The 17,677-nt window shown below is 64.5% G+C and carries 17 protein-coding genes and 3 pseudogenes; 12 read left to right on the top strand and 8 right to left on the bottom strand.

Annotation, left to right across the window (positions count from 1 at the left end):
* Positions 1 to 91: 91 nt before the first annotated feature.
* Entirely contained in the window at positions 92 to 841 is a 750-nt protein-coding gene (locus tag HND91_RS02015) for a Stf0 family sulfotransferase (RefSeq protein WP_246329243.1), read from the bottom strand.
* 441 nt (positions 842 to 1,282) lie between these two features.
* Here HND91_RS02015 and tnpB point away from each other — a divergent pair, with 441 nt between their 5' ends.
* The 4 genes and pseudogenes from tnpB to HND91_RS01995 all read left to right on the top strand — a co-directional run.
* Positions 1,283 to 1,660: an IS66 family insertion sequence element accessory protein TnpB gene (gene tnpB / locus HND91_RS22420; protein ID WP_343057032.1), complete on the top strand. Its 378-nt coding sequence runs from the start codon at positions 1,283 to 1,285 to the stop codon at positions 1,658 to 1,660.
* Positions 1,609 to 2,262 (top strand): annotated as a pseudogene (locus HND91_RS02005) (IS66 family transposase); the annotation flags it as partial. The gene tnpB and the pseudogene HND91_RS02005, both read left to right, overlap by 52 nt.
* 181 nt (positions 2,263 to 2,443) lie before the next feature.
* A complete protein-coding gene (locus tag HND91_RS02000) occupies positions 2,444 to 2,602 on the top strand; it encodes a transposase domain-containing protein (protein WP_181704834.1) in 159 nt (52 codons plus the stop codon).
* A 49-nt stretch (positions 2,603 to 2,651) separates the two neighbouring features.
* Positions 2,652 to 3,040: pseudogene (locus HND91_RS01995) on the top strand (DDE-type integrase/transposase/recombinase); the annotation flags it as partial.
* A gap of 241 nt (positions 3,041 to 3,281) precedes the next feature.
* Here the strand turns inward: HND91_RS01995 and HND91_RS01990 are convergent.
* The 7 genes from HND91_RS01990 to HND91_RS01960 all read right to left on the bottom strand — a co-directional run bounded on the left by HND91_RS01990 (position 3,282) and on the right by HND91_RS01960 (position 10,003).
* The gene (locus HND91_RS01990; RefSeq protein WP_181704833.1) at positions 3,282 to 4,325 is read right to left on the bottom strand and encodes a YeiH family protein; all 1,044 of its coding nucleotides are present in this window, start codon (positions 4,323 to 4,325) and stop codon (positions 3,282 to 3,284) included.
* A gap of 89 nt (positions 4,326 to 4,414) precedes the next feature.
* Positions 4,415 to 5,734 carry an LLM class flavin-dependent oxidoreductase gene (locus HND91_RS01985; protein ID WP_181704832.1) on the bottom strand — a complete coding sequence of 440 codons (1,320 nt, stop codon included), beginning with the start codon at positions 5,732 to 5,734 and terminating at the stop codon, positions 4,415 to 4,417.
* Positions 5,731 to 6,717 (bottom strand): LLM class flavin-dependent oxidoreductase, encoded by a 987-nt coding sequence (locus HND91_RS01980; RefSeq protein ID WP_181704831.1) that lies wholly within the window; start codon positions 6,715 to 6,717, stop codon positions 5,731 to 5,733. The genes HND91_RS01985 and HND91_RS01980 overlap by 4 nt, the downstream gene beginning before the upstream one ends.
* A gap of 31 nt (positions 6,718 to 6,748) precedes the next feature.
* Complete coding sequence (locus HND91_RS01975) at positions 6,749 to 7,051, bottom strand: hypothetical protein (RefSeq protein WP_181704830.1); 303 nt, start codon at positions 7,049 to 7,051, stop codon at positions 6,749 to 6,751.
* 80 nt (positions 7,052 to 7,131) lie between these two features.
* Positions 7,132 to 8,613, bottom strand: coding sequence for a sodium:solute symporter family transporter (locus HND91_RS01970; protein WP_181704829.1), 1,482 nt, complete (start codon positions 8,611 to 8,613; stop codon positions 7,132 to 7,134).
* A gap of 226 nt (positions 8,614 to 8,839) precedes the next feature.
* The gene (locus HND91_RS01965) at positions 8,840 to 9,730 is read right to left on the bottom strand and encodes a LysR substrate-binding domain-containing protein (protein WP_181704828.1); all 891 of its coding nucleotides are present in this window, start codon (positions 9,728 to 9,730) and stop codon (positions 8,840 to 8,842) included.
* Positions 9,731 to 9,850: 120 nt separating this feature from the next.
* Complete coding sequence (locus tag HND91_RS01960) at positions 9,851 to 10,003, bottom strand: hypothetical protein (protein WP_181704827.1); 153 nt, start codon at positions 10,001 to 10,003, stop codon at positions 9,851 to 9,853.
* Positions 10,004 to 10,616: 613 nt separating this feature from the next.
* Here HND91_RS01960 and HND91_RS01955 point away from each other — a divergent pair.
* The 8 genes and pseudogenes from HND91_RS01955 to HND91_RS01920 form a co-directional block, all read left to right on the top strand.
* Complete coding sequence (locus HND91_RS01955) at positions 10,617 to 11,744, top strand: extracellular solute-binding protein (protein WP_181704826.1); 1,128 nt, start codon at positions 10,617 to 10,619, stop codon at positions 11,742 to 11,744.
* A 150-nt stretch (positions 11,745 to 11,894) separates the two neighbouring features.
* Positions 11,895 to 12,818 carry an ABC transporter permease gene (locus HND91_RS01950; protein WP_181704825.1) on the top strand — a complete coding sequence of 308 codons (924 nt, stop codon included), beginning with the start codon at positions 11,895 to 11,897 and terminating at the stop codon, positions 12,816 to 12,818.
* Complete coding sequence (locus tag HND91_RS01945) at positions 12,818 to 13,630, top strand: ABC transporter permease (protein WP_181704824.1); 813 nt, start codon at positions 12,818 to 12,820, stop codon at positions 13,628 to 13,630. Before HND91_RS01950 ends, HND91_RS01945 begins: the two co-directional genes overlap by 1 nt.
* Before the next feature lie 15 nt (positions 13,631 to 13,645).
* The gene (locus HND91_RS01940; RefSeq protein WP_181704823.1) at positions 13,646 to 14,725 is read left to right on the top strand and encodes an ABC transporter ATP-binding protein; all 1,080 of its coding nucleotides are present in this window, start codon (positions 13,646 to 13,648) and stop codon (positions 14,723 to 14,725) included.
* Between the two features lie 24 nt (positions 14,726 to 14,749).
* Positions 14,750 to 15,244, top strand: coding sequence for a nucleoside deaminase (locus HND91_RS01935; RefSeq protein ID WP_181704822.1), 495 nt, complete (start codon positions 14,750 to 14,752; stop codon positions 15,242 to 15,244).
* 101 nt (positions 15,245 to 15,345) lie between these two features.
* Positions 15,346 to 16,035, top strand: a complete 690-nt coding sequence (locus HND91_RS01930) for a GntR family transcriptional regulator (RefSeq protein ID WP_343057031.1) — start codon at positions 15,346 to 15,348, stop codon at positions 16,033 to 16,035.
* 7 nt (positions 16,036 to 16,042) lie between these two features.
* Positions 16,043 to 16,708 (top strand): flavin reductase family protein, encoded by a 666-nt coding sequence (locus tag HND91_RS01925; RefSeq protein ID WP_181704820.1) that lies wholly within the window; start codon positions 16,043 to 16,045, stop codon positions 16,706 to 16,708.
* 255 nt (positions 16,709 to 16,963) lie between these two features.
* A pseudogene (locus tag HND91_RS01920) lies at positions 16,964 to 17,257 on the top strand (transposase); the annotation flags it as partial.
* Positions 17,258 to 17,677 lie beyond the last annotated feature (420 nt).

The following is a 17,677-nucleotide window of genomic DNA, read 5'->3' as shown; positions in this document are numbered from 1 at the left end:
TGACGTGACCGCGGGCTTCCGCTCGGCGAGGCCGTCAGGGTCGACCGAATGCGGTCGCGCAGGCTGCGGACGGTGCGACGACGCTATCGCTTCAAGCGTACCCTTGCTCGGCGCGAAACCGCGCCACCCAGTCACGATTGACGCGGTCGGCGAGCTTCGCCACGCCGGGCGTCACGCCGTCCGCCGCGGTGGGCTCCAATCCCAAGCACTCCAAGACATGGCGGAGGGTGCCATTGGGGTCGGCGGACAGGTCGTCATACGAGACGCGGACCGGCTCGATCCCCTCTTGCACGAACCAGTCGGTCCAACCGCGATCGTAGCCGACCATCATGTCGATGCAGGCCTGGATCGCGTCATGGTCGTACCTCGGCTCTCCATGGGGGGCGAGGCGCTCCAGTTCAGTGCCGTCCGGCGCCACATGCCACAGTCCGGTTTGCCGGGCCTTCAGGTACGAGACCGCCTGATCGACCTTGTCGCGGCGCATCAAGTGCACAAACAGCGTCGGTCCGAAGGCGCGCTCGAAACGCTCGCGATCGGTCGCTCCTTCAGGATGAAGGACTGCCAGCTTTTCGCAGAAGAAGCCGTGACTGTGTCCCTGCAGGCGCAGGCCGAACACTCCGTTGCTGCCGGACCCCTTGAGACGCGCCACACGGAATGCCGCTTCCAGACGGTCGCGCTCCCAACTGGATTCCTCTGGCGCGATGCCCAGATCGTCCAGCCAGTCTTCAAGCGAAGGTCCAAAGAAATACGAGGCGGGCCGTCCTGCTATGCCGGTCGCGGCGAGCATCTTGAACAGAAGAGTGCTGCCGCTGCGCGGGGACGTGCAGATCACGTAGGACATTGTGTTCAGCATCGCCCGCAGCGTAGCCGCTTCGTGTGACCACCCAACGACAACCGGGGCAGCGACGGGGCGGTTCCTGTAGATGAACCTGGGATCATGCCCCGCCACGGCCCGAGGCCGGCTGTCCAACGAAGACGTCATGAGCGGCATAAGTGCACTGCCGCTGCCGCCCGTACCACGGGCGGTGGCCGCGTCGACGGGCTCCGAAAACGCGTCTCCACTCCCTCCTGGGCCTTGCTTCTCCCACCGACGCTGATTGCGGGCCGGATCGCTCCCGCCGGGTGACGGGTCTGATCGAGATCGCCCTCGGTGAGGTCGACGAGTACGGGTGGATCGCGATGTCGATGCCGATGCGCTGCGTCGTGTCCTCGATGTCCTGGGGGGCCGGTGACCCCGGTCCCGACCGGCGTCAGGGTCTGGCTGGCGACGGGCCACACGGACATGCGCAAGGGCTCCGACGGCCTGGCGCTCATCGCTCAGGAGACGCTGAAGCGCGACCCGCACTCGGGCCATTTGATCGTGTTCAGGGGTCTCTGGGGCGACCTGATCAAGATCCTCTGGCACGACGTTCAGGGCATGTGCTTGTTCTCCAAATGGCTGGACCGAGGCCGGTACCTGTGGCCGTCGACTGCCGACGGCACGGTGACGATCACGGCAGCGCAACTCGGATACCTGCTGGAAGGGATCGACTGCGGATGCCGTAGAAGACGTGGCGTCCGACGGCGGCCGGATACCTCCTGGCCGAGATTGTCACCGCCAAGTACGGCATGCACCTGCCGCTCCATCGTCAGGGCGAGCGCTTCGCCCGCGAGGGCGTGACCCTCACCGAAAGCACGCTGGCCGATTGGCTCTGCGCCGTCACGGTCTCGCTCGCACCCCTCGTCGAGCGGATCGAGGCCCATGTGCGCGGGGCGTCCCGCATCCAAGTCGATGACACGCCGGTACCGGTCCTCGCGCCGGGCAAGACCCGCACCGGCCATCTCTGGACCCTGGTCCACGACGACCGCCTCTTCACCGGCAGGGCTGCGCCGGCTGCGGCTTACTTCAACTCGGCCACCCGTTCGGGCGAGCACGTCGAGGCTTGGCTCGCCGGCTACGCCGGCGCGATGCAATCCGACGCCTTCGCAGGCCACAACCGGCTCTACGAGCCGTATCGGACGCCAGGGCCGATCCTCAAAGTAGGCTGCTGGGCCCACGCCCGATGCAAGTTCTTCGAATTGGCCGACCTACGACGAGCACCGATGGCGGCAGCGACCGTGAAGGCGATCGATTCTATTTTCGAGATCGAACGCGAGATCAACGGACGGCCGCACGACGAACGCCGCGCCGTCGGACAGACACGCAGCGCCCAACTGGTCGCCGGCCTCGAAACCCGGTTGCGCGCCGACCGCGCCAGGCTCTCGCCCAAGTGCGACACCGCCTGGGCGACCGACTATATGCTGAAGCGCTGGCCGGCCTTCACGGTTCGCTGCGCTCACCCTCGACGACGGACGCCTCTGCCCGTCGAACAACGCCGCCGAGCGGGCGGTCCGCGGCATCGCGCTCGGCCGCAAGCACTGGACCTTCGCCGGATCTGACGCCGGCGGCCGCCGCGCCGCTGCCATGTACGCCCTGATTGAGACCGCTAGGCTCAACGACGTGGACCCGCGAGCCGGGCTCGCGGACGTCCTCGCCAAGATGCCCGGCCATCCGGTCAAGTCAATCGACGAGTTGCTGCCGTGGAACTGGAACGTGGCAGACCAGCGGACGAATGCGGCCTGACCAGGATACCCGCGAGCCGCTTCCCCGCGGTCTTCGCCGGATGCTTACGTTCAAGGCATACGAGATCGGCTACTTCCATCTAGACATCGCCGAACTGCGATACGAGGGCGGCAAGGCCTATCTGCTCGGGGCCGTCGATCGCACCTCCAAGCTGGTCCTCGCCAGACTCTACCGGAAACAACGAAGCTGCTGGCGGCGGGCTTCCTCAGGGCTCTCTTCAAAGCGGTTCCCTACAAGATCCATACGGTGCTGACCGACAACGGCGTTCAGTTCGTCCAACACGACAAGAGGACCAAGGGCGGCTCTGTCGCCCACGTCTTCGGAAGGGTCTGTGCCGAACACAAAATTGAGCACAGGCTCACCAAGCCAAATCACCCTTGGACCAACGGCCGGGCCGAGCGGATGGTCCGCACGATCATGGAGGCGACCATCCGCAGCGCCGAAAAGCCGGAGCTATTCGTCCGTCAACCAAGCCATGACATGCTGGAAATGAACATCTAGGGTAAGCCTGAAAAACTTAGCGTGGCTGTTTGTATGATATACATCAATCTAACGAGCGCTCTTCCCAAATGGAACTCATGTCATCAATGTATTGAAAGTTGCCATCGGTCATCGAACTGACCATCCAGGCGGCTCTCCCGGTCCGCAGATCGTACGGTACGCCTCGGAAACTTTTACTCTAGGTCTGAAGTAAAGCCAATACAGCCGTAGCTATCAAAAATAGCACCAATGTGTGGGCAGCCAGTACGCCAAGCTGTCGAGGCTCCGCCTGGAGGAGATCGGACCATTGTAGGCGCATGGCAATGACACAGATTGCCATGTGAAAGCCAGCGCTGCTGATTTGGGCGAATACCGTTCCGATCGCGGACGGGACGAGGCCAGTACTCGTCAACAGAGAGAGAAGAAGGAAGGCCAAAAGAAACGGCGGCACACCGATCCGGTTCTCGGATTTGGCCCCGATTGCCCATGCCATCGCCAGCAAAGCAGGAGCCAGAAGGGCTACCCGGATCAGTTTCGTCACCACTGCGGCATCGCCTGCCGTCGCGGACACGCCGTAACCAGCGCCGATCACCTGGGCAAGGTCATGGATCGTCGCGCCGAGCAACATGCCTGTTTCGGTGGCGTCGAAGCCCAGAACAACGGCTAGAAGCGGGTAGACCACCATCGCAGCCGTGGAAAGGACCGTCACTGCCAAGGCCACGAGCAAGGCGTGCGTGTCACGCTGGGCCGTGCGTGGCAGAAGGCTGGCCGCAGCAAACGCTGCTGAAGCCCCGCAAATCGCCACGCCCAGACCGGCGACCCAGGCGAATCCGGGCTCAAGTTTCAGGAGTTTGGCAAGCCCGAGCGCTATGGCCAATCCGCCGACAAGGCTGACGCCGACTACGATCAATGGTCCCGATCCGTAGGCAATGACTTCGTGAAAAGAAATCTGCGCACCGAGAAGGACGATGGACCATTGGAGCAGACGCCCGGAGGAGAATGTCAGTCCTGGTCTGCAGTTCGGGTCATGTGCGGCTGCGCGGAGAGCCAGTCCTGCCATCATTGCGAAGAGCGAGGCCGGACCTCCGGTGACGGCAGACAGGTACGTCGCAAGCGCGGCGCCAAAGGCCGCCATCGTCAGACCTGGTAGGAGGTCGAGAACACAGGTGGTGCGCTGAATGGCGATGGCGCGAACGTCCGACAACGCGTTACGGGACGCCGGCGCTCCGGGAAGCAATGGCATGATCAGCTACTCGCGCTGGCCGGTGCGCCGAACATGGCGGCGCACCGCGTCTGCAGATGACGAGGCGGTCCTGGCAACGCTGCGATCGCTCAGGTTTCCATGAGATTGTCGCGAAGGGTGGCCCCTTCATACCGGGTCCTCAGTCGACCGCGTCGCTGCAGTTCAGGAACCACAAGGTCGACGAACTCCTCGTAACATCCCGGCGTGTAGGTCGCGGCGAGCATGAAGCCGTCGGCCCCGCCAACATCCATGTATGTTTCCATCTGGTCGGCGATGTCTGCGGCGGTGCCGACAGCGACCGGCATGCCCATGCCCTGCGCGTAGATCAGGGCGGCCTCTCGGACGGTCACCGGTGCTCCGCCCTTGGCGTAGATGATCGACTCGAAGAGGCCCTGAATACCTGGAACTTCGATATTCTGTACGAACTCGCCGAGCGGGATCTTGGAGAAATCGAGACCGAAGTGGCCGGAGATCCAGGCCAGTGCGCCCTCCAGCGGAATATTGGCGACGATCCGCTCGTACTTCTCCTTTGCTTCAGACCGGGTTTCGGCAACGACCGTCTGGAGGCCGTAGATGAGCTTGACCGATCCGGCTGGCCGATCGAACTTGCCGTGCATGCGCTCGTTGAGATCGTCGGCGTACTGGCGCATGCGGTCGACGTTGGGATGGACGGCGAAGATCGCCTCGGCGTGCTTGGCGGCGAAGTCGCGGCCCCGGCCGGATGAGCCGGCCTGCCACATCACCGGCCGACCCTGCGGGGATGGCGCCACGAAGTGGCGGCCGCGGCAGCGGAAATAGCGGCCCTCATGGACCACCTCGTGCACCTTGGCCGGGTCGGCGTAGATGCCGCTCGCCTTGTCGGCGATGATGGCGTCGGGCTCCCAGGAATCCCAGAGCTTGTAGCAGACCTCCATGTACTCCTCGAGCCGCTCGTAGCGCTCCGTGCGCTCGCTCATCTCGGCGCCGTAGGCCTCCCACTCGCTCTTGGAGTAGGACGAGACGATGTTCCAGGCGACGCGGCCACCGGACAGGTGGTCCAGGCTGGAGAGCCGGCGGCACATGGAATAGGGGTGCTCGAAGGCCGTCGAGAGCGTCACCCCGACCCCGAGGTGCGTGGTCGCGCCGGTGATGATCGGCACGATGGTGGACGGCTCGTGGGTCGGGCACTGGACCGCCCAACGGACGGTCTCGTCGGAACTGTTGGCGTGGGTGTTGTAGGGGGCGAGTTCGTCGGCGATGAACATGGCATCGAAGAAGCCACGCTCCATGGTCCGGGCCATGTGCTCCCAGTAGGCCGGCCGGGCGAAGTTCCAGCCGACCTTGTCCTTGGGATGCCGCCACATCCCGGTCGCATGGCTGTTCACGCCGTGCTGGATGAAGCCGAGCAGATGAGCCTTCTTCTTGGTCATGGAACGTCTCCAGATCTGGGTGCCGGCATGACCGGCCTATCGAGGAGCGGCATCACGGTTGAGCCGAAGGCCGCCAGGTCTCGAAGCGTGTCGGGGAACTGGCAGAGGACCAGGTCCACCCCGGCCTCCGCATAGGCCGAAAGCCGGTCCGCGATGGTGTCGGGCGCTCCCGCGAGCGCGGTTGTGAAGGCACCGTTCGTGTCGATCAGATCCGCGTCGGATGGCACACCCCAGGACTGCGCCCCCGAGGTGAGAATTGCGGACTTGAACAGGGAGATCAGCGCGGCATCCGCGCCATCGGCGATCGCGCGGCGCCTGTCCTCGCCGGCCATGTCGGTGTCGGCTGGCAGAATGAGAGCATTGACGGCGATCCTCGGTTTGGCCCGGCTCGATGTCAGTCGGGCGAAGCGGTGCCGTACGTCCGCGACCGCCTCCGGGGGCATGCCGTTCAGGAAGAGAGTGGCGCCCGTGTCCGCGGCCAGCCGAAACGCGGGATCCGAGTGGCCGGATACGAAGGGCGTCGCCAGTCCCGAACCGACAAGTCGGCGCACATCGGCAAGGTAGTCGGCCGCGACGGCGTACTTCTCCTCGTGGGGCTGCCAAGTCACTCCGCACGCGTCGAATTCCTCCCGCCACCAGCCGCACACCACGTTGGGCGCGACGCGGCCGGGTGCGAGTGCCCCGAGGGTTCTCAGCATCTGGGCAGCAACCGCGGCCGGCCGGAAGGACGGCTTCAATCCGCCGACGAGTTGGATCCGTTCGGTCCGAGCGGCGAGCGCCGCCAGGAGGGTCCAGGCGTCGACCACCGGCGTGTTCGGCCCCTGGACGCAGTTGAGGAAGTTCTCCGAGGCATAGACGAGCGAGAGTCCAAGGCGTTCCGCCAAGACCCCGGCTTCCAGGCATTCGGCGGCGGACGGCGCGTGCATGAAGCCCGCCGAACGAAGCCAACCACCATAGACAGGAAGCCAAAGGCCGAGCTGCATGTTTGTCGTCCCGCTCCGTCTGCCCGTCGTCTCAGCCGTCCTTGTCGAAGAAGAAGGCGAATCCGTTCACGGCGGCGGTCCCGATCACAAGCAGCGGCGGCAAGTAGAAGAACGACGGGCTCACCCCGATCAGGCCGATGAGCGCGGCTGCCGCGAGAACCGCAAACGCGATCTTCCAGGTCGAGCTCTCACCGGCATCGGCGACAGCGGCGGGCGGTTGGGTGCCGCTTTGATGATTCCGGATGGCGTTCGTGGTTCCTTTCACGTAGCCGAGGACGAACAGCAGGGTTGCGGCAGCCCCAAGCAGGAGAGCGATCGTCATGTAGAGGGACATGGCTGGGTTCCTTTCGATGAGTGGAAGAAGTCGACGCCGGGACGGGAGCTGGGCGGATCGACCGCCCAGCTCCGGCGGGGTCATTCGCCGGGAACGACGTCGGCCTCCTTCAGGCGGCGCATGTCGAATTCGGTCGGGATCAGATAGGCCGCTGCCACCACCACGAACCCGCTGATGCCCAGGATGGCGAAGGTGCCGACGAGTTCGCCGTAGACCTCGCGCAATGGCATGCCGATCAGGATGGCAAGCGTCACACCGCCGGAGAAGCCGATGGTGTTCGTGCGCGGCCAGAGGATCGCCAGCACCAGCGGCACGAGGATCGCCGTCTTGAGGGCGAAGGTCGCCAGAACGAGGCTGGTGAAGTCGACACCGGAAAGGACGATGATCGTGGCGATGATGCCGCCGAAGAGCATGGACGCCTTGGTGATGTAGAAGAGGCGCGATTCAGTGGTGCTCTTGAAGTAGCGCTTCACCACATCGACAGCGACGATCGAGGAGAGAGCGGCGCTCGCACCGTCGATCGTGGAGTAGCAGGCCGCCAGGATCACCAGCACGTAGGCGATGATGAGAACAGTCGGCAGGCCGATGTGCGAGATCACATAGGGGCCGATCGCCACGATGTCGCCGCCGATCATCTCCGGAGTGATCCCATAGGCCAGCCCGACGAGACCGAGGAGACCAAGGCAGACCGGGATCGGGTAGAACCAGGCGCCCGCCCAGAGGAATGTCCGGGTGACCTGATCCGCGCGGATCGCCCAGACCTTCTGCCAGAATGTCTGGTCTGCGACGACCGAGGCGAGCAGACCGAAGGCCAGCGTGATGCCGAATCCGGCCGCGGCATCGGCCTCGAATATGGACAGGTTCGTCGGGTCGGCTCCCTGGACCGCGGAAAACACGGCCGGAGCGCCGCCGGGGATGACGTCGAACACCGCCACCAAGACGATTGCCGCCGGAACGGTGATCATCCAGGTGTTGATGGTGCCCGTCATGACACTGGTCCACAGGCCGCCGAAGTAGGCGTAGGTGCAAACCGTGACGATCGTGATGAGCGTGGCCACCTTCCAGTCGATCGGGAAGACGGTCGACATCACGACCGACGTTCCCTTGAGGTTGACCAGGATCTCCAGAAGGACGTTGAAGATCATGGTCACCGTCACCACGCCGGACGCGAGGTTGGATCCGTTGAACCGCACATGAGCGAACTGGCTGATGGTGTATCCGTCTGGCATGCGCGCCCGGAGCACTCGGGCAAGAGGGATCATCGCCATGATCGCGAAGCCGTTCGGCACGACGAACCAGAACAGGCCTGACAGCCCCCACTGGTATGTCATCGCGGAACTCATCATCACGGCCATCGCCCAGGTCCAGACCGAGATGACTGTTCCGACGCCGAAGCCGAGGCCGATCTGACGGTTGGAAATGATAAAATCATGCGTGTTGTGGACAAGCCTCTTCTTGACGATCAAAGCGATGATCAGAAAAAGAAGACCGCTGCCGACCATCAAGGCGACGCCTAGCCCTGCTGATAACCCTGATGACATCGTAAGTGTGGATGCGTCCATGGCAGCCTCCAATAACCGCCGCAACCTTTGGGTTGGGCGAGACACACTGGAGGGTGGAATGGCAAGGAGCGTGCCAGAAGATGTAACCGCTTATTGGCCCGTTAAATACCAATATCGGAAAAGTTCTGCCCATACGAAGAACCTTTGCCGTGCAATCCGGCAAGGCGCGCGATTTGGTCATCCGGCAAAGCGATTGCTGCGATAGGCAGAGCCGATTCGACCGAAATCAGGCCTGCGCAGTGGTCCGGAGATGGTCAAGAAAGGTGGAGAGCGCCTTCGTAGGGGGCCGGTCCGCCGGCGTGACAGCGTTGAAGTGCCGGCCGATTGCCAAGGGGGCGACCCTCCTCAGAAGGCCGCAGTCGAGTCCGGCGCGTGCAACCAATTCCGAGAGCACGGCCGCGGATGTGCCGACCTGAACGGCGTGACGGACGGCTTCACCGGACTTCAGGACCAGACTGATGTCGAGATCAGCCGGCGAGACGCCGTTCCTTGAAAGAGCAGCCTCGAACAGCGCCCGTGTTCCGGATCCTTGCTCGCGAGCGATCCATGTGGACGATCGCAGATCCGGCCACCCGACGGATCCCCGGGCGAACCAGGGATGATGTGGGCCGACGACGAGGATCAATAGATCGCGGCCGACCGGTTCGACCACAAGCGTAGGGTCGGTCGGCTCCTGCTCGATGATGGCGAGATCCGCCCGTCCGGTCGCGACCCGCTTCTCGGCCTGGGTCGAGTTGCCATGCCAAAGATCGATTTCAACGCCGGGATAACGGGCTTTGAAGTGGATGAGGCGGTCGGGAAGCCAGTAGTTCGCAACCGTCTGGCTCGCGGCAAGGGCGAGCTTTCCTGTCCGGAGTTCCACAAGGTCATCCATCCGCCTCAAGGCGAGTTCGACCGCCCCGAGAATGCGCTCCGCTTCGGCAAGAAGGACATTGCCGGCTGCCGTCAACTCCACATGCCGGCGGCTGCGGTCAAACAGCGTGACGCGCAGATCCTGCTCAAGTGTCGCGACCGCACTGCTGACCGATGACTGGCTTAGGCCAAGTTTTTCGGCGGCGCGGGTAAAATGCTCCTGTCGGGCCACCGCAATGAAAATTCTCAACTGCTCTAGCGTCACTGGCTCGCCTGCCTGACTGTGAAAGCAAGTCAAGACAAGCAGTCATCGTGCCAAGCCAGCGATGCCGACTGGCAGCGCAAAAACGGCTTTGCTTACCTAAATCGTTCCGCCTGTGATGGCCTACCAAACATTGTTTTTGCGGTCTCCGAGGATCTCTGCCGAGCGTGCGTGCATCAGGCCGGCCGATTCGCGGTCGCCCTCGTCCAGGGAAACGGTGTCGTCTTGGCCGTCCATGTCCAACGTGCGGCGCTCGGCGCTGGTCAGGGGTTCCATGGCGGGGCCGCACGCTGCGCACCGAAGGAGCGCCGGTCCTTCTCCGAACGCGACGCCGACCTGGTGCGCGGCCTCGTCTGCATCGCAAAGGGAGCTGAGATGATCGGAAATTGCTCGTCCAGGGTCTCCGGAAGCCCGGTTCGGATCTTCAGCGCGCTACCCTGCTGGCCGCGTGCATGGGTGCGCGTTGGGACGCCTGCCGATGCCGACGATGTTCATGGTGGCCACACCGGTCTACGACGACAAGGACACGGCCGCCGCAAACCGGACCAGTTCCCGGACCCGGTGGCATTCGCGCTGACGGGATGGGAGATCGGCCGATGGGCGGCCGCGAACAGGATCGCGGCGATCCGCGCCGGCGTTTGGCACCTCCGGCGAAACGCTCCGCACCCTGATGTCGTGGAGAACCGTGCGCCCGATTGCATACGATCCAGCGCCGTCGCGTTATGAGTAGATATTCATCATTTGCTGCGGAAAACGACGTCGGCGCCCGAAATCGGGGTCCATGAAGCCGGCGCGGTCGATCGATTCCGCTCATGGCACGGACCGTGCTTAGAGATAATCTGCATGCACTATCGCATGCAGATTCCTCTCGCATCAGGAGTCCCGTGCAGTGCCCAAGCCCTTCCTTCCTGACCTCAGCCGACGCGGTTTCCTCAAGGCCGGCGCCGCCGCCGGCGCGCTCGCCGCCACCTCCCGCTGGTCGCCGGCCCTCGCCGACGAGCCCGGTGTGCTCAACTACCTCTCCTGGCCCGGCAACGCCGATCCCTATCTCGTCGAGGCTTTCGAGAAGGAGAACAACTGCAAGATACGTATCAAAGAATATGTCGGCGGTGACCAGATGCTCGCCGTCATCAACCAGTCCCCGCCCGGCTCCTTCGACGTGGTTCTCGCCGATGCCGAGTACATGCATCTGTTGCACGAAGCCGACTTCATCGAGGAACTGGACCCCGCTGACTATCCGCTGAAGGACTATTGGCCCGAGTTCCAGAAGTTTCCGCTGCACTGGTTCGACGACAAGCTCTACGGCGTGATGACCGACTTCGGCTATCTCGGCCTTAGCTACAACACCAGCGTCTACAAGCCGGAGGAACTCTCCTCCTACGCCGCGATGTGGGCGGAAAAGGCCAAGGGCAAGGTCGGCTTCTTTGACTGGTACCTGCCATCGATGGGCTGCGTCAGCCTTTCCAACGGCAATCGCCCGCCTTTCGACATCGACGGAGACAAGTTCGAGGCGCTGAAGGAGAAGCTGTTCTCCCTGAAGCCCCAGGCGTCGGGCTTCTACACCATCGCTGACATCTTCTCCTCGCTGACCAACGGTCAGGCGCATCTGATCCCGGGCATCGGCGAGTGGATCACGCTCGGACTGCGCCAGAGCGGCGTGCCGGTCGACACCATCATCCCCGAGGAAGGCGGCCTGCAGTGGACGGAGTCGCTCTCGATCGTGAAAAGCACGCCGAAGAAGGACCTCGCCCGCAAATTCATCCAGTACACCGCCTCGCCGCAGGGGCAGGTGCTGCAGGCGACCAAGGTGGACAACAAGAAGTCCATCCCCTCGATCGCCGGCTGGAAGCTGCTCAACGAGACCATGCCGAAAGAGGCGGAGATCCTGCGCATGCGACTCGACGCGCCGAACGTCATGGACGAGTACAAGGCCAAGAAGATCCAGTTCCGCCAGCTGCCGTCGCAGCAGTCGATCGAGGAGTGGAACGACGTCTGGAGCGAGTTCAAAAGCCTCTGATCCAGGGCGCTGGATCGTCCCGATCGGTCGGGACGACCCGCGCCGAGGTCGGCCCGATCGGGCGTCGGCCACGGAGGCTGCGAGCGTATGGAGACCCGGGAGTCCGGATCTCGCGCAGAGCACGATGCCCTTCGACCCGCGGAGACGTTCATGACAGGCAGTTCACCGCCAGGAGCAGCCGATAGCCCTCGCGGCTTCCTCACCGGCAGCCGGTCCACGGCCGGATCGCCGGCCGTGTTCGCGATGCTGCTCGGGCTGCCCGTCCTCCTCTGGCAGATCATCTTCTTCGCCGGGCCGCTGGTCTTCCTGGTCGTCATCACCTTCTGGCAGGTGAAGTCCTTCCGGCTCTCGCCCGCCTTCGTGGCGGACAACTGGGAGAAGGTGCTGACGTCGACCGCCTTTCTCCGCGCCCTCGGGCATACGCTCACGGTCGCCGGCACCACCACGGTGCTGGCGACCGCCATCGCGCTTCCTGCCGCCTACACCATCGCTTTCCGCCTGTCTCCGCGCCTCAGGGACTTCGCGGTCGCCTTCCTGGTGGTGCCGGTGTTCTCAAGCTACATCCTGCGGATCTACGCTTGGCAGGTGGTGCTGTCGCCGCAGGGTGTGATCAACGGCATCGCGGGCCTCATCGGCGTCGAGCCGCTGCCGCTCCTCGGCGGCGCCTTCTCGCTGCAGATCGGCCTCCTCACCCTGACACTGCCGATCGCCGTGCTGATCCTCACCTTCGGCTTCGCGGGCGTGGACCGCACGCTGATCGAAGCGGCGGAGAACCTCGGCTGCCGGCGTGGCCGGGTCGTCGCCCACGTGCTGCTGCCGGCGATCCGCCCCGCGATCGCCCTTGCTGCGACCACGAGCTTCCTGCTCGCCTTCGGCGACTACGTCAGCCCGCTCTTCATGACCGGGAGCAAGCCGCCGACACTGTCCATCGTGGTCGTCGACACCGTGAAGTCCGGGTCGCAATGGCCCCGCGCCTCCGTCGTCGGCGTCTCCATGCTCCTGATCCTCGTCGCGGTGCTCGCCCTCGGCCAGGTCCTGTCGCGGCGGACCCGCTTGCGCCGAGGAGGACGCTGATGGCCACCCGGATACTCCCGCGCCTGTCGCGTCTCGCCCAGCATCTCTTCCTCGCGGGGCTGTTCGTCTTCATTGCGGCGCCGATGCTGGTGATCGTGGTGTTCTCCTTCGACGCCAACCGCTTCCCGACCATCCCCTGGGGCGGCTTCAGCCTGGAGTGGCACCGCGCAATTCTTGAGGACGCAATGGTGCGCGACGCCTTCCTCAACAGCATCCTGGTCGGGCTCGGGACGGCGGTGCTCTCGACCCTGCTCGGCTTCGCGGCCGCCTATGTGGACTATCGCTGGCGGTTCTTCGGCAAGCGCGCCTTCGTTCTCCTGGTCGCGATCCCGCCAGCGGTGCCCGTCACGATCCTCGGCATGGCGATGCTCGCCTTCCTGTCCCGACTCGGCCTGTTCGGCCGGCTGGAGGCGGTTATCGCCTGCCACACCGCCGTCGCGTCCTCCTTCTCCATGGCGCTGATCCGCCTGCGTCTCAACGACTTCGGCCGCGACCTGGAGCCGGCGGCCTGGAACCTCGGCGCCTCGCATGCCGCCGCGCTCTTCACGGTGGTCGTGCCATTCTGCCGGCCGGCGCTGATCGCGTCCTTCTTTCTCTCGGCGGCGGTTTCGTTCGACGAGTTCATGATTGCCTGGTTTGTCGGCGGCGTCCACGAGACCATCCCCGTCCGCATCCTCAACCTGCTTCAAGGGCAGGTGAACCCCAAGATTAACGCCATCGGCACCGTCGTGCTCGCCGTGAGCATCGTGCTCGTCGTTCTCGCCCAATGGTTCGTCGGCGTGCGCGTCGGCAAGCGCGCCGACCCGACCTGAGCCGGAGACCCAGACATGTCCGCTCCCTTTGTCGCCCTCGAGGGTCTCGACAAGCGCTTCCCCGGCCACCATGCAGTCCGCGGCATCGACCTTCAGATCGCTGCCGGCGAGTTCGTGGCCATCATGGGTCCCTCCGGCTGCGGCAAGTCGACGACGCTACGCCTGATCGCCGGGCTGGACGAGCCGACGGGCGGCGACATCCGCATCGGCGGCCGCAGCATGCGCGGCATACCGGCCTTCCAGCGCGACACGCCGATGGTCTGGCAGTCTCTGGCGTTGTTTCCGTTCCTCACGGTCGCCGAAAACGTGGCGTTCCCGCTGCGGATGAAGAAGGTCGGCGCAGCTGAGCGGCGGCGGCGCGCGCTGGAATGGCTCGACCGGATGGGCCTCGCCGGAATGGCGGACCGCGACATCGCCCAGTTGTCCGGCGGCCAGCGCCAGCGCGTGGCGATCGCCCGGGCGCTTGTCACCCAGCCGTCCATCCTGCTCCTCGACGAGCCCTTGTCGGCGCTCGACGCGCACCTCCGTGTGAGGATGCAGACGGAGCTCTCGCGCCTCCACAAGCAACTCGGGATCACCTTCGTCTACGTCACCCACGCCCAATCCGAGGCCTTCGCTCTCGCCGACAGGATCGTCATCATGAGCGACGGAGCGATCCAGCAGGTCGGGCGTCCGCAGGACGTCTACCGCGAGCCGGTGAACGCCTTCGTCGCCGAGTTCATGGGCATGAACAATATTCTCCGCGGCACGGTACGGGGCGCGAGCGCCGGACGCCTCGCCTTGGAGACGCCGCTCGGAAGCTTCGACGTGCCCACGAGGAAAACCCATCCCGTCGACAGCAAGGCCGCCTTCGTGATCGCCGCCGACCGGATCGCCCTCGCTGCCGCGGGCACATACGGCGGCCTTGATGCGACCGTGATCGGTCTGGAGTTCGTGGGCTCCACCCAGACCGTGTTCGTCGAGACGGCGTCCGGTCACGAGTTCCGTATCCAGAAGCAGCAGCACGAGATCGAGGCGCTCGATCTCGCGCCGGGCCGTCAGATTTCGTTATCCTGGGAGCCGCGCCATGCCTGGCTCCTTCCCGACTTCCGCTGATCCCAGCCAATCAGGAGCATGACCATGTACGAAGAGCGCTTCATGCAACGCGCCCTCGACCTGTCGCGAGAGGCGCTGACGAAGCCCGGCACGGAGCCGTTCGGGTGCGTCGTCGTGCGCGACGGCGTCATCGTCGGCGAGGGCCTGAACCACTCGGCGGCCCATTTCGATCCCACCTCCCATGGCGAGGTCGAGGCGATCCGGGATGCCTGCCGTAGATTTGAGTGCGTGGACCTCACGGGTGCGGAGCTCTACACGACCTGCGAACCCTGTGCGCTGTGCGTGGCCACCATGAACATCGTCGGCATCGGCAGGCTCTACTATGCCGCGTCCATGGCGCAGGCGGGCAAGGCTTTCGAGACCCTGACGAAGGCAGAGCGGCACCCTATCGACCCGGATGTGCTCTCCTCCGAGTGCGCGCTGCCTGTCGAGGAGCGACGCATGCCGGCCGAGCAGCACTTGGACGCCGCCGCGGTCCGCGTTCTCGAGAACTGGGTCGAGTTGAAGAAGGCCGGATAATCATGGCGGGAAGAAAGACGTCGGGTGCGGCGGACCGCTCTGTGAACGATCCAACCGCGAAGGGCAAGGGACCTCCCCGTCCGGCAAACCGTACCCGGTCCGTGTCCCGTACCGAAGCCGTCCACGAGGCACTTCGCCAAGCGATCATCGAACAGAAGCTCCGGCCGGGCGCGAAACTGCCGGAGGACGCCATCGGCGAGACCTTCGGGACCAGCCGGACCATCGCCCGCGAGGCGCTCGGCCGGCTCGCCGTTGAGGGACTCGTCAACCTGCTGCCCAATCGTGGCGCCTTCGTCGCCAATCCTTCACTGGAGGAGGCTCACGACGCCTTTCTCGTCCGCCGCAGCCTGGAACGCACCGTCGCCGAATGCCTGGCCGGACGCCTCACGGCGGATGCACGCGCGACGCTTCGAGCCCATGTCGAACGCGAGAAGGAAGTCGCCGGGCACAACGAACCGGAATCCATCCGCCTTGCCGGCGAGTTCCACCTCGTGCTCGCGCGCCTCACCGAGCGTCCTCTCCTGATCCGCTACGTCACCGAAGTGGTCTCCCGCTGCTCGCTCATCTTGGCAATGTATGCGCGCCCTCATTCGGCCGACTGCGGCGCGACCGAGCACGAGGAGATCCTCGCCGCCCTCGTGGAGGGGGATGCAGGACAAGCCGCAGACCTGATGGGCAGTCATCTCGACCACGTCGCGGGCCGTGCGCTCTTGAAGCCCCCGCCGGAGACGGACGTTCGGAACATTCTGGCGCCCTTCGCCGAGCGCCTGCGCGTCATCGAGGGGCGGTAGAGCGAAGATGCCGAACACGATCGATTTCGATTTCACCGCGCTTTCGGGCCGCGACAAGTACAAGCTGATGATCGGCGCCATCGTGCCGCGCCCGATCGCTCTGGTCACCACGGTCGATCCGGAGGGTCGCATCAACGCGGCCCCGTTCAGCTTTTTCAACTGCCTTTCCTCCGACCCGCCCATCCTTGCGCTCGGGATCGAGAACCGGCCCGACATGTCGCTCAAGCATACGGCCCGCAATATCCGCCTGACGGAGGTCTTCACCGTCAACATCGTGTCAGTGGCGATCGCCGAGGCGATGCACGTCTGCGCGGCCGACTTTCCCGACGGCGCGAACGAGCTGGCCCTCGCGCGCCTGACGGCGCGGCCAGGCAAGGCCGTCCCATCACCCTGGATTGCAGAATCGCCCGCTTCATTCGAATGCCGGCGAACGATGACCCTGGAGCTCGGGAAATCGCGCCAGATCATCCTCGGCGAGATCCTCCACGCGCATTTCCATGCAGACGCCGTCGACACGGAGCGCCTCGCCGTGAACCCGGCGGTGCTCGATGCCATCGCCAGACTCGGCGGCGATACTTGCTGCACGATCAGGGACCGTTGGGATATGTCAACGCCGAGGGCGTCGGAATTTGAGGCAGGACCGGCAAGCGCTTTCGAACCGGATACCTTGTGATGCTCGTCGGATCGCGGAACTCGCGTGGAGAGATCCCCTGTTCCCGGACGGATGGCGACTGCCGAGCTTGATTCTTCACGTCACCAAGCCGCCCGTCTGGCCCTTGCGGGCCTATACAACGATCCGGCGTATGTCCGCTCCGGTCCGGAGTGTTCGGAAGACATTTCCGCTTCGCGTCGATGCCGTTGAAAAACGCGGCGTTGCTGCGGGCCTGAAGTCTTGATTCACTTGGCTTCCGAACAGGAGGGCGGAGCGATGATGGGCGAACGCAGCGGGGTTCAGGAGGCTCTGTTTTGCGAGTTCAGCCTGGAGCGCCACGTTCCTGCCGGTCACCTCGTCCGGGCGATCGACCGCTTCGTCGACCTCCGGGATACGAGCCCACCTGAAGCCATTCTATAGCTCCACCTGGCGCCCCTCGATCGACCCGGAACTGATATCCGCATGCTGCTCGTGGGCTACTGCTTCGGGATCCGATTGGAGCGCCGGCTCTGCGAAGAGGTCCATATCAATCTGGCCTACCGCTGGTTCTGCCGTCTCGGACTGGATGGCGCGGAAGCATCGATGCAGGAACGCAGAGTAGTGTATTTTTCAGTTGTAACAACGTCCATCACGACTGTAGCAATGCTCGTCAAGATTGCCGCTGCGTCTTTGTCAGCATCAGCGGCTGGCGAGGAGATCGGCGACGCGGTTGGCGCGCGCGAGCAGCCGGTCTACGTCGAGCGGCACGGGATCGACCAAGGCGGCCGCGCGGACAGCGTCGTTGACGCCGATCATGACGACGATCGCGCCGAGCCTTTTGGCAAGCCGGATGCTCTGCAGATTGCGGAGCAGATCGAGCTCTGAAGGCAGCGACGACCGCAAAGGGCGGTGGCAGCTTCTGCGCCAGAAGCGGTTCTCCTGAACGGCTCGGGGCTATAAATCTTCGGGGGCTGGAATCCTTCTCAAGGACCGCCTCATTCAAAAAGCAAA

The sequence above is a fragment of the Chthonobacter rhizosphaerae genome (assembly GCF_013839525.1).
In the GTDB taxonomy this organism is placed as follows: domain Bacteria; phylum Pseudomonadota; class Alphaproteobacteria; order Rhizobiales; family Pleomorphomonadaceae; genus Chthonobacter; species Chthonobacter rhizosphaerae.
This window is presented reverse-complemented; position numbering and strand designations above follow the sequence as displayed.

Excerpts from the sequence above, each read along its gene's own strand:
- HND91_RS02015 (WP_246329243.1), bottom strand. The coding sequence starts at position 841 with ATGTCCTACGTGATCTGCACGTCCCCGCGCAGCGGCAGCACTCTTCTG.
- tnpB (WP_343057032.1), top strand. The coding sequence starts at position 1,283 with ATGCGCAAGGGCTCCGACGGCCTGGCGCTCATCGCTCAGGAGACGCTG.
- HND91_RS02000 (WP_181704834.1), top strand. The coding sequence starts at position 2,444 with ATGTACGCCCTGATTGAGACCGCTAGGCTCAACGACGTGGACCCGCGA.
- HND91_RS01990 (WP_181704833.1), bottom strand. The coding sequence starts at position 4,325 with ATGCCATTGCTTCCCGGAGCGCCGGCGTCCCGTAACGCGTTGTCGGAC.
- HND91_RS01985 (WP_181704832.1), bottom strand. The coding sequence starts at position 5,734 with ATGACCAAGAAGAAGGCTCATCTGCTCGGCTTCATCCAGCACGGCGTG.
- HND91_RS01980 (WP_181704831.1), bottom strand. The coding sequence starts at position 6,717 with ATGCAGCTCGGCCTTTGGCTTCCTGTCTATGGTGGTTGGCTTCGTTCG.
- HND91_RS01975 (WP_181704830.1), bottom strand. The coding sequence starts at position 7,051 with ATGTCCCTCTACATGACGATCGCTCTCCTGCTTGGGGCTGCCGCAACC.
- HND91_RS01970 (WP_181704829.1), bottom strand. The coding sequence starts at position 8,613 with ATGGACGCATCCACACTTACGATGTCATCAGGGTTATCAGCAGGGCTA.
- HND91_RS01960 (WP_181704827.1), bottom strand. The coding sequence starts at position 10,003 with ATGGAACCCCTGACCAGCGCCGAGCGCCGCACGTTGGACATGGACGGC.
- HND91_RS01950 (WP_181704825.1), top strand. The coding sequence starts at position 11,895 with ATGACAGGCAGTTCACCGCCAGGAGCAGCCGATAGCCCTCGCGGCTTC.
- HND91_RS01945 (WP_181704824.1), top strand. The coding sequence starts at position 12,818 with ATGGCCACCCGGATACTCCCGCGCCTGTCGCGTCTCGCCCAGCATCTC.
- HND91_RS01940 (WP_181704823.1), top strand. The coding sequence starts at position 13,646 with ATGTCCGCTCCCTTTGTCGCCCTCGAGGGTCTCGACAAGCGCTTCCCC.
- HND91_RS01935 (WP_181704822.1), top strand. The coding sequence starts at position 14,750 with ATGTACGAAGAGCGCTTCATGCAACGCGCCCTCGACCTGTCGCGAGAG.
- HND91_RS01925 (WP_181704820.1), top strand. The coding sequence starts at position 16,043 with ATGCCGAACACGATCGATTTCGATTTCACCGCGCTTTCGGGCCGCGAC.